The sequence below is a fragment of the Kribbella jejuensis genome, from assembly GCF_006715085.1.
Taxonomy (GTDB): domain Bacteria; phylum Actinomycetota; class Actinomycetes; order Propionibacteriales; family Kribbellaceae; genus Kribbella; species Kribbella jejuensis.
This window is the reverse complement of the sequence record NZ_VFMM01000003.1, coordinates 483916-498389: the sequence shown is the minus strand read 5'-3', so window position 1 is coordinate 498389 and position 14474 is coordinate 483916. Positions and strand designations below refer to the sequence as shown.

Here is a 14474-nt window from a genome sequence, read left to right as displayed (position 1 = left end):
CGCATCACAGTCAGTCGACTCGACCATGTTCGGCGCAGAGGCACCCGACGCCACGGTCGATCCACTCGGGCAGGCGCCAGTCGGGATGGCGCGCGATCATCAGCGCGCGGACCTCGGCCGCAATCGTGTCCTCAGGTTCGGCGGAGTCGCGCCGCTTCCACGTCTCGTCCCGCAGCTCGACGAGGTAGTCGTGCACCTGTGCCAGCAGCCGCCCGTCACCGACCTCACCGTGCCCCGGTACGACGATCCGCGGACGTCCGGCGGCCAGCCGATCGAGTACGTCGATCCAGCGCACGCCGGACACGTCCACGTCGTACGGCGGGAACCACGGGAAGATCGCGAACTGATCCGTCTCGACGAGATCGCCGGTCAGCAGAATGCCTTCGCCGGGGACCGTGACGACCTGGTCACCCTTGCTATGGGCGCGGCCGGTCGCGCGGAGCTCGACCACCCGGCCGCCGAGGTCGAGTTCGTACGTCTCGTCGTACGTCAGATCGGGCGCCGGGATCGTCGCGCCCTCCAGTTCACGCGCGACCGGCTCGCCGAGTTGACGGAACATGGCGAGATACCCGTCGCCCTTGGTGGTCAGGTCGTCGGCCTGCGCACGGTTGACGAGGTACGTCGCCTCGCCGGCGAACACGCCCGCGCCGAACGCGTGCTCGGGATGGAAGTGCGTCGTCGTCAGGTAGAGCCGGCGTCCGGCGGCGTACTCCACTGCGAACTCGAGAACGCGCTGCGCGTTCCGCGGACCGAGGCCGGTGTCGACGACCAGTACGGCTTCGGTGCCGCCGATCAGCGTGATGTTGGGGACGAGGTCGACGTTGTGGTTCGGGATCACGACGACGTCGCGGGCGAGCTCCTGGACGTCGGTGAGGTTGACGATCGGGTCTTCGAGCATGCGTCCAGCTGACCATCGGCGTACCGGCCGCGTCCAAGACTTGTCCGGCATCACCGATACCCGACGGGTATCGTCGCAGGTGATGGAACTACGCACGCTGCGGTACTTCGTCGCCGTCGCCGAGGAACTGCACTTCGGCCGCGCCGCGACCCGCCTCTTCATGAGCCAGCCTCCACTGAGCCGCGCGATCCGGCAACTGGAGACCGACCTCGGTACGACGCTGTTCAACCGGTCGGCGTCGGGCGTGAGCCTCACTCCGGCCGGGAGCGCGCTACTCGTGGATGCGCGCCGACTGCTCGCGCAGGCGGATCGGGTGCGCAGCCGGGTCGCCGCCGCCGCGGGCGCCGCGTCGTTGACCGTCGGCATCCTCGGCAACAGTACGGACCCGGACATCGCGCGACTCGCCGCGGCGTACCGCAGCCGTCACCCGAACGTCGAGGTACACATCCGCGAGACGGACCTCGACGATCCGACCTGCGGCCTCCGCGCCGGCCTCGTCGACATCGCGCTCACCCGCGGTCCGTTCGATTACTCGGGGCTGCAGACGTACGAACTCCGCTCCGACCCGGTAGGCGTCGTACTCCGCTCCGACGACCCACTCGCGACCCGCGAATCCCTCACCCTCGCCGACCTGTCCGACCGCCGCTGGTTCCAGTTCCCACCCGGCACCGACCCCATCTGGCAGTCCTACTGGAACGGCGGCCAACCGCGCCAAGGCCCAGTAGTCCGAGCCGTCCAAGAATGCCTCCAGTCCGTCCTCTGGAACGGCACCATCGGCCTGACTCCCCTACCCCACCCCAACCCCGGCCCCCAACTAACCACAGTCCCCCTCACCGACCTCCCACCCACCCCAGCACTAATAGCCTGGACCGACTCAACCCCTCTAACCCTCTCCTTCCTACAAACCGCCAAGCCGATCTACCGCTGACCGGTTTCAGCCGGTTACTTCTCCGGGTCGATTACTTCGCCTTGGATGATGTCGGCGGAGGAGGGGTGGCGGGGTTGGGTGGGGCCGGGGATGAAGGGGGTGAAGGCGGGTGGGGTGAGGGTGGTGGCTCGGCGGTTGATGAAGCGGGTTATCAGGCGGCGGGCCAGCGGGCGGGTGAAGGGGAGGATGAAGAAGAAGCCGAAGATGTCGGTGACGAAACCCGGCGTCAGGAGGAGCGTGCCGCCGATCAGGACGAGGCCTCCGTCGGTGAGTTCGCGGCCGGGGAGTTTGCCGCTCTGCGCGGCGGACTGGAGGGCCTTCCAGGCGCGACGGCCTTCACGTTTCACCAGCCAGGCGCCGAGCGCGCTCTCGAGGAGCAGCAACCCGACGGTCGGCCAACCACCGATTGCGTGGCCGACCTGGATGATCACGTAGATCTCCACGATCGGCACCACCAGCAGCGCCAGCCCGATCAACCACGGCATCTCGAATCCCTTCCCGCAAGTTCACCCCAGTGTTACAGGTCCCCAACCCGTTCCCACGCCCCACAGCCACACCCGGGGACCATTCAGGGGATTCCCCGACCGCCCGTACCCAGCCCACGGGCCCCTGCCCACGTGCGCCTGCCACGTGCCCCGCCCGCGTGCCCCGCCCGCGTAGCCAGGCGCGCTCAGACCGACACGCGAAACAGGTCAGGCGGGGACTTTTTCGCGGGGTTTGGTGGAGCCGGTGGCGGGTGGGGGTGGGGTTTGCTCGGCTCGGGTGCGGCGGCGGTTGAGGAGGGCCAGAACCAGGCCTAGTAGGCCGAGGCCGGTCAGGATCCACTGGGGCCAGCCGCCGATGGTGGTGGCCAGGGTTTGGCCGTCTGTCAGGGGGACGTCCGCGACGTAGATGTCGCGGGTGAACTGGGCCGACTTGTGTTCGACCGAGCCGTCGGGGCGGATCACCCCGGAGATGCCGCTGGTCGACGCGATCAGGATCGTGCGGCCGGTTTCGATCGCGCGCATGCGGGTGATGGCGAACTGCTGCTCAGGCTGACCGGTACCGCCGTACGTCGCATTGTTCGTCTGCACGATCAGGACCTGGGCGCCGCCCTTCACCACATCCGAGATCACGTTGTCGTACGCGAGCTCGAAGCAGATCACATCCCCGTACTTCACCCCGCGGATCGGCATCACCCCGGGCCCGACGCCCGGTACGGTCTGCGCGCCGACCATCTCCAAGCGATGGATGTACGGCAGCAACTGGTCGCGGAACGGGATGTACTCACCGAACGGCACGGGATGCCGCTTCGCGTACCGCTGCCCCGGGCCGCTCACCGGATCCCACACGATGCCCGTCGTCTGCCGCTCGTTCTCCCCCGGCCCCTCGGTCACCGCACCGACCAGGATCGGAACGTCGACCGCGTGCACCGCCTGCTCGATATCGGCCCGGGTCTCGGCGTCCTTGTACGGGTCGATGTCGGTGGAGTTCTCCGGCCAGATCACCAGGTCGGGCTTCTTCACCTTCCCGGCGTCGACGTCCTTCTGCAGGTCGAGCGTCGCCTGCAGGTGGTTGCGGGTGACGGTCCGCGCGCGGCCGAGGAACTCCAGCCCCTTTCCCGGCACGTTGCCCTGCACCATCGCGGCCGTCACGCTCTTCCCGTCGCCGGCGAGCGACAGGTGGATCAGCGCGCTCCCGAACACGATCGCCAGCCCGGCGACCAACGACACGATCCGCATCCGCAGCGCGGTCCCCCGGCGCAGTACGGCGTACACGAGCACGCCGATGAACGCGACGACGAAGCTCAGTCCCGGAATCCCGACGTACGCCGCGAGCCGCCCCAGCGGGGCATCCGCGAACGCCCACGCGAGTCGCCCCCACGGGAACCCGCCGAACGGCACCGACGCGGTCGCGAACTCGGTCGCCACCCACAGGCACGGGATCCACAGCGCCCACCACCGCAGCTTCAGCACCTGCGTCGCGAACAACCCGAAGACCGCGTAGAACAGCCCCTCGAGCACGGCGAGCGCGATCGCGGCGTCGCCGCCGATCACGCTCAGCCAGGGCACCAGGACGGCGTAGTACGTGATCCCGAAGCCGGCGCCGACCAGGAAACCGGCCTTCATCGAGATCCCGTGCAGCGCGGCCAGGAGGAGCGGTACGGCGACGATCGTCAGCCACGGGAGATCGTGCGGCTCGAACGCGAAGCCGAGCAACGCCCCGGCGCCCACCGCCACCGCCACCCGCGGCAACAGCCGCCCCAGCGCCCTCAACCGGTCCACGCGGCACCCCTTGTCCTCACGTCACCGGCGGACGCCGGTCGCACGACCGTACAACGTCCCAACGGCGCGAATGTATCCAGCCGGTCACCGGACCGAACGCGTTCAGCGGGCGCTCACTCTCGGTCAACACATCGTATCGGCCGGTACGGACAAGAAGCTGACTCGCGCTGGTGGCCGTCCACCGAACCCGTCGGGCAGCTCCGGGATCGTTGACGTAGGCAAGCACCGGTCGAGGTTTCACGCGGTAAAAGAGGAAAGAGGCTCGGCGCGCCTTCGGACCAACCGGCGATGCGCTGGCTGCGAACCGTCCGGCTGTTGTCTACTGGCCGCCGAGCCTCTTCCACCTCTGCCCCGCGGGGGGCTTACCACCGGCGATCTCAGCCCCCGTCGACTCAAGCCTGGCACTGGCCTGGTCAGCGTCGCGGGATCATCCGGTGGCCGAACTTTCGTGTGACCGTTGAACAAACGGGATATGACGACTCCCAAAACGATGCTCGCTGACGGCGACGGTGTCAACCTCTCCCCCGGCTCTTTGAGCCCGTTGTAACACGATCGCCTGCCCTACAAAGGAAAACGAACGAAGCTCATCGATGTCACGTTACAGAGCGATGTCGGCACTCCATGTGATCGTTACCCAGGGCAATCAATCGTCACGGAACCGGTACGACGACCGTTCCCTTGGCCCGGGTGATCTCCAACGGTACGTCGAGCACCTCGGCCGACGACTCCGAAATGTCCGGACGTCCGCGGCAGACGACGTACGCGCTGAAGTCGAGCTCCCGGCTGCGGTTGCCGACCCGGGAGATCGTTGCCTTCACCTCCACGACGTCACCGGCCCGCAGCGGCTGCAGGAACTGGACGTCGGAGTACGACGCGAACAGGCCCTCGTCGCCGTCCGCCTGGATGCACACCTCGGTCGCGACGTCACCGAACAGGCCGAGCACGTACGCGCCGTCGACCAGGTTGCCCGCGTAGTGCGCGTGGCTGAACGGGACGTACCGGCGATGCGTGACGGTCAGACCGATAGTTGCCTTCGACACCTTTATGCGACCGTTCTGTAGGAGTGACGTTTGGTGACGAGCGCGTCGACCAGGTAGCTGGCCACCTCGCCCGGCGTGGTACCGCGGCCGAACACCCGGTCGACGCCGAGCTCGCCGGCCATCTGCTCGGTGAAACGGGGGCCACCGGCAACCAACACCGGCCGCGCGTCCTCGGCGTACGCCTCCCGGAACGCCGCGGACATCTCCTTGGTGTTGAGTACGTGCGCCTCGCGCTGCGTCACCACCTGGGAGACCAGGATGGCGTCCGCCTTCTCGGCGCGGGCCCGGCGGACCAGCTCCGGTACGGCGACCTGCGCGCCGAGGTTCACCACCTTCACCTCGCGGTAGTACTCCAGGCCCTTCTCGCCGGCGAACCCCTTGATGTTCAGGATCGCGTCGATACCGACGGTGTGCGCGTCGGTGCCGATGCAGGCGCCGACGACCGTGAGCCGGCGGCGCAGCCCCTTGCGGATCGCGAGGTTGACCTCCTTCGGCGACAGCAACGGGTAGTCGCGCTCGATCACCTCGACCTTGGACGTGTCGACCAGGTGGTTGACCGGACCGTAGACGACGAAGAACGTGAAGTCCGGGCCGATCGGCTTCGAGTGCACGACCAGCGCCGGGTCCATGCCCATCTTGTTGGCCAGTTGCACCGCGGCGCCCTCGGCCCGCTTGTCGTGCGGGACGGGCAGCGTGAACGACAGCTGCACCATCCCGTCGCCGGTGGTGTCGCCGTACGGACGAATGATGCTCACTTCGACTCCAGCAACTCGATAGCGGGGTTGTAGTACTCCGAGGACTTCCGTGCGACGCCGTCCAGACCACGCCCGGCGTCCTGGGGTCGCTTCATCAGCCCGAAGGTGCCGTCGCCGATCGCGTTCAGCAGCCCGTCGTCGACGATCCGCTCCAGCAGTTCCACCGATTCCCCCAGCACCTGCCGGGCCCTGGAAGCGATGAACCCGTTCGGCGCCGGGTTGAAGTCCTCATGAAGGTTGCCGGCAGCACCTAAAACGTAGCGGACGTTCTGCAGCGCGAGGTCGCGGTCGGAGATCCACGGCGTGACGACCGCCTCGGTCATCATCCCGACGAGCAGGATCCCCTGCCCGGTCATCGCGCCGGCCAGGTTGAAGAACCCGTCCAGCAGGTACCCGCGGAACACGTCGCCGGTCATGTGCCGGGTCGGCGGCATCCACTTCAGCGGCGCGTTCGGGAACAGCTGCCGGGCCAGCATCGCGTGCGCGAGTTCCAGCCGGAACGAGTCGGGCAGCTCCGGGTTGATCTCGAACGCGTGCCCGAGCCCGAGCTGCCAGTCCTCGAGCCCGGCCTCCTTGGCGAAGTACTCGTTCAGCAGCTGCGACACCGTGACCGTGTGGGCGGCCTCGACCGCGTCCGCCGTGGTCAGGTAGTTGTCCTCGCCGGTGTTGATGATGATCCCGGCGCGGGCGTGGATCTGCCGGCTGAACCGCTGGTCGACGAACGTCCGAATCGGGTTGATGTCGCGGAACAGGATCCCGTACATCGAATCGTTCAGCATCATGTCGAGCCGCTCGAGCCCGGCCAGCGTGGCGATCTCCGGCATACACAGCCCGGACGCATAGTTCGTCAGCCGGACATACCGGCCCAACTCGCGAGACGACTCGTCGAGCGCGGCGCGCATCAAGCGGAAGTTCTCCTGCGTCGCGTACGTACCGGCGAAGCCCTCGCGGGTCGCGCCCTCGGGGACGTAGTCGAGCAGCGACTGCCCGGTCGAACGGATCACCGCGATGATGTCGGCGCCTTCTCGCGCGGCCGCCTGCGCCTGCGGGATGTCCTCGTAGATGTCGCCGGTGGCAACGATCAGGTAGATCCACGGCCGCTGCTCCGGGTCCCCGTGCCGCTTGATCAGCCGGTCCCGCTCGCGCCGCCGCCCGTCGATCCGCTTCATCCCCGCGGCTGCGGCCTTCCGCGCCGCGCTCCGGGCGCGTACGGCGTCGCGTCCCTCGGGCATCCGGAACGTCACCGAACCGGACGCCGCCTTCTGGGCCAGCACGCCCAGGTCCTCGGCCTCACCGCGGAGCAGCGCGTCCCAGACCGGCAGTGCGAGCCCGTGCTCGAGCCCGACGTCGGCGCGAACCGTGTCGGCAAGCCGGTTCACCCACGGGATGCCCTCGGTGTCCGCGCCGGTCAGCCCGGCGAGCCGCAGTACCGCTCGCTCGACCGACACAGTCGTGTGCTGCTGCGCAAGGTTGACGATCGGTTTGCCGGCCTTGCGGGCCAGACTGCGCGCCTTCCGGACGGTGACCGGATCAAGGTCGAGCTTCTTCACTGGGACCATCCTTCAACTTCATAGACGACGCGACCGCCGACGGCTGTCCGCAAGCACGTAGGAGTTCCCTCACTGAGATCTGGCAGCACGGGTACGCCCGCGCGCGGGTCCGTCGACCACGCGGCGACCCGCTGGTCCGGTGTCTGTACGACGAGTTCGGCGTCGCTCTGCCAGATCGCGTACGTCGCAGCTGTACTGGGAGCGAGTACGCCGGCGTCGTCGATTCCCGCCGCCCGCCAACCGCCGCGGGTGTGCGCCTGGAACGCCGCCCGGACCGTGATCCGCTCGGACGGCTCATGGTGGAACGCGGCCGCGCGGACGGCCTCCCAGCCACCCAGCTCGGTCACCGGCGCATCCGATCCGAACGCGAGGACGACGCCTGCGCGGGCCAGCGAACCGAACGGGTTCATGCCCTGCCAGCGATCGCCGACGCGCTCGGCGTACATACCGTCCGGACCGCCCCACAGGCCGTCGAACATCGGCTGGACGCTGGCCACCACGCCGCAGCGGGCCAGCGTCGCGATCGTTGCCTCGTCGACCATTTCGACATGTTCCAGACGGTGGCGTGCGGCAACCAACGCCTGGACGCCGACCTTCTCGGCGGCCAACTCGAAGCCGCGGGCGATGTTCTCCAGCGCCTGGTCGCCGATGCAGTGGAAGCCTGCCTGCACGTTCCGCTCGGTACAGGCGATCACGTGCTCGGCGATCTGCTCAGGTGTCAGGTACGCATGTCCGCGGTGGCCGGCGCGATCCGCGTACGGCTCCTTCAACGCGGCCGTGCGGGATCCGAGGGCGCCGTCCGCGTTCAGGTCACCGGCCAGGCCGGCCAGCCCGTACGTCCCAAGGTGCTCGAACACGCCCGGCTCACCCCAGTAGAGCGTCGCGGACAGGCCCAGCTCGTCCGCCACCTCTCGCACCAGCGGCAACTCCCAGAGCGGACCGATGTGCGGCGCCGCCATCTCGTGGAAAGCCCCGATACCCTTCGCGGCCATCGCGTGCAGTGCTGCCTGGATGTGCGTGCGCCGCTGATCGGGCCCGATCAACTCGCTCAACGCGTCCCGAACGGCGTGGTGAGCGTCCCGCTCCACTCGACCGGAACTGTCGAAGCCGGAGCCTTTCGCAGCCGGGAACAGAGCGGAGGAGATCACGCCGGAGTGCCCGTCCACCCGGGACAGGTAAACGCGGCGCCCACCGGCTGCCCTGTCCAGTTCCTCGGCCGTCGGCGGGCGACCCTCCGGCCACGTGGTCTCGTCCCACCCGGCACCGTCGATCACCGCGTCCTCGGACAGCCCCGCGGCGAATGCGGCCAAGCGGTCGAGGGCGTCGGTGAGGGACGTCGTACCCGCCAGGTCCAACCCGGTCAGCAGCGCACCGGTCTGCGCGGCGTGGACGTGAGCATCCACGAACGCCGGCGTCACCAGCTTGCCGTCGAGGTCGATCACCTCGTCGGCGCCGTCGGCGTACGCACCGGCGCCGGTGTCGTCGCCGAGCCAGGTCACCACCCCGTCGTCGAAGGCGATCGCGGTGGCGTGGGGGTCGGCGGGCGAGTAGACGGAACCGTTCGTCAGAAGTGTGCGCACGCCCTAATCCTCCGCCAGCCTGCTCTCGAACAGGCCACGGACACCCGGCTCGGATCGCAACAGCTCCAGGGCGTACTCCGCATGACCCGGCACGTAGCCGTTGCCGACCAGCATCGTCACGTCCGCCGCCAGCCCCTCCGCACCAAGGGCCGCGGCGGAGAACGACGTCGCCATCGAGAAGAAGATCACCGTGCCACCGGCGGCGGTCGACAGCACTGCGCCGTGCTCACAGCCGGGTACGTCGACGCAGACCACGGTGATGTCCGCGGGCTCCCCCACCGCCGCTGCGAGCGCGACCGGATCACGGGCATCCGCCATCGCGACGACGTCCGCGAGACTCGCCTCGGTGAGCCGGTCGTACTCGGCCTGGAAGGGGACAACCCCGATCGTCCGCGCCGCACCCGCCCGGCGCGCAGCGGCCAACGACAGCGAGCCGGACTTGCCTGCGCCGCCAATTACTGACACGACAGGCTTTATTCCTTTGTCGACATACGACTGCACGACGCGCGCGGTCAGCGCGGGCGCGCCGCACACGTCCATCACGGCCAGCGACAGCTCCGGTTTCAGGTCGTCGGGCAGCTTCGCGACGATCGACCGGGCGAACAGGATCGCGTGACCCTGCGCCGGGACCTGCTCACTCTTGCCGTCCCAGTCCTTCAGTCCGTCGGTGATGCGTAGCGGCGTCAGCGTCAGCGACACCAGCGTTGCGACCCGGTCGCCCTTCCGGACGCCGAGCGGCGAGTCGGGGCCGGCCTCGTCGACGACGCCGACGAGCATCCCGCCGGAACCGGTCACCGGGTTCTGCATCTTGCCGCGCGCCTCGACGATGTCCAGGACCGCCCGGCGGATCGCCGTACCGTCACCGCCGTGTGCCTCGGCCAGCTGCCGGTACGACGCGGCGTCGAGGTTCAGGCGCTCGACCGCGATCCGGACCTCGTCGGGCCAGATCTCGGGACGCGCGTCGAGTTTCTCCGCCGCCTGTGGCAACACACCGGACGGCGCGAGGACGCGGTGCAGTCCTACCGGGCTCGATGACACTTGGCCTCCTTCGTGACGCCGGTGCGGTCAGGCAAAATACTACTCAAAGGACGCCGTGACGAGAATTCTTCCGGCGTACTGTTGGATCTGAGGGAAGTTCTATCGCTATCCTCAGCTCTGACCGCATCATCCATGAAGCCGACGGAGGACCCGTGACCGACCTGATCACCCCGGAGCTGGCCCACTCCGGCGACGGCCAGCCGTACTTGTACCGGCGCGCCGAGCTGGTGGAGCCGGACTGGACCCGGCTGCCGGGCTGGAAGGACGTCACGGCCGAGGAATGGCGCTCGGTGCAGTGGCAGCGGTCGCACTGCGTGAAGAACGTGAAGCAGTTGCGTGACGTGATGGGCGACCTGCTCGAGGAGCGGTTCTATGAGGACCTCACCCGCGACCAGGCCGAGCGCGCGACGATGTCCATGCTGCTGCCGCCGCAGATGCTGAACACGATCGTTCCGCACGGCGCGGACGACTACACCGCAGCGTTCTACTCCGACCCCGTGCGGCGGTACATGCTGCCGGTGTTCAGTGACCGCCGTACCGACTGGCCGTCGCATCCGCACGCGACCCGGGACTCGCTGCACGAGCACGAGATGTGGGCCACGGAGGGGTTGACCCACCGCTACCCGACAAAGGTCCTCGCGGAGATCCTGCCGACGTGCCCGCAGTACTGCGGTCACTGCACCCGGATGGACCTGGTCGGCAACTCGACACCGGTGATCGACAAGCTCAAGTTCGTCGCGAAGCCGCAGACCCGGCTGGACGACATGCTCGACTACCTGCGCCGTACGCCGGGGGTCCGGGACGTCGTCGTCTCCGGCGGCGACGTGGCGAACATGCCCTGGCCGCGGCTCGAGTCGTTCCTGATGAGCCTGCTCGAGATCGAGAACATCCGCGACATCCGGATGGCGACCAAGGCCCTGATGGGGATGCCGCAGCACTGGCTGTCGTCCGACGTTCTGTCGGGCGTGGAGCGGGTGGCTTCGGTCGCACGTAACCGCGGCGTGATGCTGGCGATGCACACGCACGTGAACGCAGCCCAGTCGGTGACGCCGCTGGTCGCCGAGGCGTCGAAGGCGATGCTCGAGGCGGGCCTGCGCGACGTCCGCAACCAGGGCGTGCTGATGCGCGGCGTCAACGACACGATCCCGCAGCTGCTCGACCTGTGCTTCGCATTGCTCGACGGCGCGAACGTCACGCCGTACTACTTCTACATGTGCGACATGATCCCGTTCTCGGAGCACTGGCGGGTCTCGGTCCGCGACGCGCAGCACCTGCAGCACGGGATCCTCGGGTACCTTCCCGGCTTCGCGACCCCGCGGATCGTCTGCGACGTCCCGTACGTCGGGAAGCGCTGGGTGCACCAGCTGTCCGAGTACGACGAGGTCCGCGGCATCTCGTACTGGAAGAAGAACTACCGCACCGGCATCGAACAACAGGACCCCGAGGCGCTGAACCGCACCTACGAGTACTACGACCCGATCGACACCCTCCCGCCCGAAGGCCAGTCCTGGTGGCAGGAGCACGCCGGCAACCACCTGGCCAAAGCCGAAGCCCGAGCCGCCGCCTCCCGCACCGCAGCCGAAGCCCAGAAGCTACTAGACCTCAACTGACCACATAGATGCACAGGGCAACCGTTCGGCGAGCGTCCACCCGCTCGCCGGACGCCCCTACAGGGCCGGTGGGCGGCGTTCGTAGGGGGTGCTGAGGACGATTGTGGTGGTGGTGGAGACGTTGGCGCGGGCTCGGATGACGGCCAGGAGGTTTTCCAGGGCGGCTGGGGAGGCTACGCGGACGACGAGGACGTAGCTGGAGTCGCCTGCCACCGAGTAACAGGATTCGATTTCGCGGACCTCGCGGAGGCGTTCCGGGGAGTCGTCGGGTTGGGACGGGTCGATCGGGCGGATCGAGATCAGCGCGGTCAGCGGCAGATCGAGCGCGGTGTGGTCGACGGTGGCGGCGTACCCCTGGATGATGCCGCGCTGTTCGAGGCGCTTCACCCGCTGGTGTACGGCCGACGTGGACAGGCCGGTCGCCTTGCCGAGGTCGGTGAAGCTCATCCTGCCGTCGGTGGCGAGCAGCCCGACGATCTTGCGGTCCAGGTCCTCCATCCTCAAGACAGTACTGGAGCAACCGCGCTCGCCGCATGCGATCTCGCGGGCTGTCGGTGTGGACTGTCGGTGGGCTGTGAAAGCATCTGGGCATGGCTGACAGACCCCAGCGCCTGATGTTGCTCGACACCGCGTCGCTCTACTTCCGCGCCTTCTTCGGTGTGCCCGACACGATGAAGGCCGCCGACGGCACGCCGACGAACGCTATCCGCGGGCTGCTGGACTTCATCGCCCGGCTCGCGGAGAACCATCGGCCGACCCACCTGGTCGCCTGCTGGGACGACAACTGGCGGCCGTCCTGGCGGGTCGCGCTGATCCCGTCGTACAAGGCGCAGCGGGTCGAGTTCGTCACCCCGAAGGGCGAGCAGGTCGAGGACGTGCCGGACCGCCTCGAGGTCCAGGTGCCGTACATCCGCGCCTGCCTGGAGGCGATCGGGATCGCGGTCGTCGGCGCACCGGACCACGAGGCCGACGACGTGATCGGCACGCTCTCGCACCAGGCGACGATGCCGGTCGACGTCGTCACCGGCGACCGCGACCTGTTCCAGCTGATCGACGACAGCCGCGGCATCCGGGTCGTCTACACCGCCGCGCGCGGCGTCGGTCGCGCGGAGGTCTACGACGAGGCCGCGCTGCTCGCGAAGTACGAGATCCCCGCTCAGCGGTACGCCGACTTCGCCACGCTGCGTGGTGACGCGTCCGACGGGTTGCCCGGCGTCCGCGGCATCGGCGAGAAGACGGCCGCCGCCCTCGTCACGTCGTACGGGGACCTGGACGCGATCCGCGCCGCGGCCGCCGATCCGAGTACGCCGATGTCGCCCGGCGTGAAGAAGAAGATCCTCGCCGACAGCGACTACCTCGACGTCGCGCCGAAGGTGGTCGCGGTCGCGAAGGACGCCCCGGTCGGGACGTACGACGCGACGCTGCCACGCGAGATCAAGGACCCGGAGCGCTGGCTCGACCTCGTCGAGCTGCTCGAGCTCGGCAGCAGCGCCCAACGCGTGATGTCCGCCCTCGACCTGGGACCGAAAGCATGAGCACCCGCGAGCTGGCGGAGCGGTTCCGCGAGGAGATCGTCACCCTCCGGCGTGCCCTGCACCAGGTCCCGGAGTACGACCTCGACCTGCCGAAGACGCAGCAGCTGATCCTCGACGCGCTCGAAGGTCTGCCGTTGGAGATCACGCTCGGCAAGGAACTCTCGTCGGTGACCGCCGTACTGCGGGGCGGCCGCGGCCCGGGTCCCGTCGTGCTGCTCCGTGGTGACATGGACGCCCTGCCCGTGACCGAGCGCGCCGACGTACCGTACGCGTCCCGGCACGTCGGGATGATGCATGCCTGCGGCCACGATCTGCACGTCGCCGGCTTGGTCGGAGCGGCCAAGATCCTGTCCGCAATGCAGGCCGAGCTGCCCGGCGACGTGGTCTTCATGTTCCAGCCGGGCGAGGAGACGTCGGGCGGCGCGCCGATCATGATCCGCGAGGGCGTCCTCGACGCGGCCGGCCGGCGCGCGGACGCGGCGTACGGGCTGCATGTCGGCGCGTCCTCGCAGCCGCTCGGGATGTGGAGCAGCCGGCCCGGGTCGTTCATGGCCGCGGCGGACCAGTTGCACGTGCGGGTGATCGGCGCGGGGACGCACGGGGCGACACCGCACCGCGGCAAGGACCCGATCCCGGTGCTGTGTGAGATCGTCGGCGCGCTGCAGACGATGATCACCAGGCAGTTCGACGTGTTCGATCCGGTGGTGCTCACGGTAGGGCGGATCGCCGGCGGGACGAAGGAGAACATCATCCCGGACGACGCGTTCTTCGACGCGACCGTGCGGACGTTCTCCGAGGCGACCCGCGCGAAGGTGCAGAAGGCATCGATCCAACTGGTCGAGGGACTCGCGGCGGCGCACGGGTTGCAGGTCGAGGCGGAGTACCAGGTCGGCTACCCGGTGACGGTCAACAACGTGGCCGAGTACGAGTTCGCCCGCGCGACCATCGAGGACCTGTTCGGCGCCGACCGGTTCCGCGAACGCCCGAACCCGCGCTGCGGCGCCGAGGACATGTCGTACGTGCTGAACGAGGTGCCCGGTGTCTACCTCAACCTCAGTGCATGCGCCGCGGACGACCCGGACACGGCCGCCGACAACCACTCGCCCCTGGCCACCTTCGACGACTCGGTCCTCCCCGACGGTGCGGCCCTCCTGGCTGAACTCGCCGTACGTCGTCTCGGCCGCGACAGACAGGAAGCCGAGTAGCCGACCCCCTAGGCCCTTACAGTTCGCTCGGTCGTCGAATCCGTCCGAACGACCCGTGGCCTCCGCCACGC

Annotated in this window: 13 protein-coding genes; 4 read left to right on the top strand and 9 right to left on the bottom strand. The window is 68.7% G+C overall.

What is annotated here, in order from left to right:
- Window positions 1-10 precede the first annotated feature (10 nt).
- Window positions 11-898, bottom strand: a complete 888-nt coding sequence (locus FB475_RS30035) for an MBL fold metallo-hydrolase (protein WP_141860648.1) — start codon at window positions 896-898, stop codon at window positions 11-13.
- 82 nt (window positions 899-980) lie between these two features.
- On the opposite strand from FB475_RS30035, the gene FB475_RS30030 reads away from it, so the two are divergent.
- On the top strand, window positions 981-1826 hold the full coding sequence (locus tag FB475_RS30030) for a LysR family transcriptional regulator (protein ID WP_141860647.1): 846 nt from the start codon (window positions 981-983) through the stop codon (window positions 1824-1826).
- 14 nt (window positions 1827-1840) lie between these two features.
- On the opposite strand, the gene FB475_RS38220 is transcribed toward FB475_RS30030, so the two are convergent.
- The 7 genes from FB475_RS38220 to kdd form a co-directional block, all read right to left on the bottom strand.
- On the bottom strand, window positions 1841-2311 hold the full coding sequence (locus tag FB475_RS38220) for an FxsA family protein (protein ID WP_141860645.1): 471 nt from the start codon (window positions 2309-2311) through the stop codon (window positions 1841-1843).
- Between the two features lie 207 nt (window positions 2312-2518).
- Window positions 2519-4090: an apolipoprotein N-acyltransferase gene (gene lnt / locus FB475_RS30020; RefSeq protein WP_141860643.1), complete on the bottom strand. Its 1572-nt coding sequence runs from the start codon at window positions 4088-4090 to the stop codon at window positions 2519-2521.
- A gap of 650 nt (window positions 4091-4740) precedes the next feature.
- A complete protein-coding gene (gene kal / locus FB475_RS30015) occupies window positions 4741-5130 on the bottom strand; it encodes a 3-aminobutyryl-CoA ammonia lyase (RefSeq protein ID WP_141860641.1) in 390 nt (129 codons plus the stop codon).
- Window positions 5131-5132: 2 nt separating this feature from the next.
- Complete coding sequence (kamE, locus tag FB475_RS30010) at window positions 5133-5885, bottom strand: lysine 5,6-aminomutase subunit beta (RefSeq protein WP_141860639.1); 753 nt, start codon at window positions 5883-5885, stop codon at window positions 5133-5135.
- Entirely contained in the window at window positions 5882-7435 is a 1554-nt protein-coding gene (kamD, locus tag FB475_RS30005) for a lysine 5,6-aminomutase subunit alpha (RefSeq protein WP_238332523.1), read from the bottom strand. Before kamD ends, kamE begins: the two co-directional genes overlap by 4 nt.
- A complete protein-coding gene (locus tag FB475_RS30000; protein WP_141860635.1) occupies window positions 7432-9015 on the bottom strand; it encodes an amidohydrolase in 1584 nt (527 codons plus the stop codon). Before FB475_RS30000 ends, kamD begins: the two co-directional genes overlap by 4 nt.
- Window positions 9016-9018: 3 nt before the next feature.
- Window positions 9019-10053: an L-erythro-3,5-diaminohexanoate dehydrogenase gene (kdd, locus tag FB475_RS29995; protein ID WP_141860633.1), complete on the bottom strand. Its 1035-nt coding sequence runs from the start codon at window positions 10051-10053 to the stop codon at window positions 9019-9021.
- A gap of 152 nt (window positions 10054-10205) precedes the next feature.
- On the opposite strand from kdd, the gene FB475_RS29990 reads away from it, so the two are divergent.
- Entirely contained in the window at window positions 10206-11663 is a 1458-nt protein-coding gene (locus FB475_RS29990) for a KamA family radical SAM protein (RefSeq protein ID WP_141860631.1), read from the top strand.
- Window positions 11664-11720: 57 nt separating this feature from the next.
- Here FB475_RS29990 and FB475_RS29985 read toward each other — a convergent pair whose 3' ends face one another.
- Window positions 11721-12161, bottom strand: coding sequence for an Lrp/AsnC family transcriptional regulator (locus FB475_RS29985; RefSeq protein ID WP_141860629.1), 441 nt, complete (start codon window positions 12159-12161; stop codon window positions 11721-11723).
- A gap of 116 nt (window positions 12162-12277) precedes the next feature.
- Here FB475_RS29985 and FB475_RS29980 point away from each other — a divergent pair, with 116 nt between their 5' ends.
- Window positions 12278-13198: a 5'-3' exonuclease gene (locus FB475_RS29980; protein ID WP_141861680.1), complete on the top strand. Its 921-nt coding sequence runs from the start codon at window positions 12278-12280 to the stop codon at window positions 13196-13198.
- Window positions 13195-14403 (top strand): M20 metallopeptidase family protein, encoded by a 1209-nt coding sequence (locus FB475_RS29975; protein WP_141860627.1) that lies wholly within the window; start codon window positions 13195-13197, stop codon window positions 14401-14403. The genes FB475_RS29980 and FB475_RS29975 overlap by 4 nt, the downstream gene beginning before the upstream one ends.
- Window positions 14404-14474 lie beyond the last annotated feature (71 nt).

Coding starts and splice junctions, on each gene's coding strand:
- FB475_RS30035 (WP_141860648.1), bottom strand. CDS start 898: ATGCTCGAAGACCCGATCGTCAACCTCACCGACGTCCAGGAGCTCGCC.
- FB475_RS30030 (WP_141860647.1), top strand. CDS start 981: ATGGAACTACGCACGCTGCGGTACTTCGTCGCCGTCGCCGAGGAACTG.
- FB475_RS38220 (WP_141860645.1), bottom strand. CDS start 2,311: ATGCCGTGGTTGATCGGGCTGGCGCTGCTGGTGGTGCCGATCGTGGAG.
- FB475_RS29985 (WP_141860629.1), bottom strand. CDS start 12,161: ATGGAGGACCTGGACCGCAAGATCGTCGGGCTGCTCGCCACCGACGGC.
- FB475_RS29980 (WP_141861680.1), top strand. CDS start 12,278: ATGTTGCTCGACACCGCGTCGCTCTACTTCCGCGCCTTCTTCGGTGTG.
- FB475_RS29975 (WP_141860627.1), top strand. CDS start 13,195: ATGAGCACCCGCGAGCTGGCGGAGCGGTTCCGCGAGGAGATCGTCACC.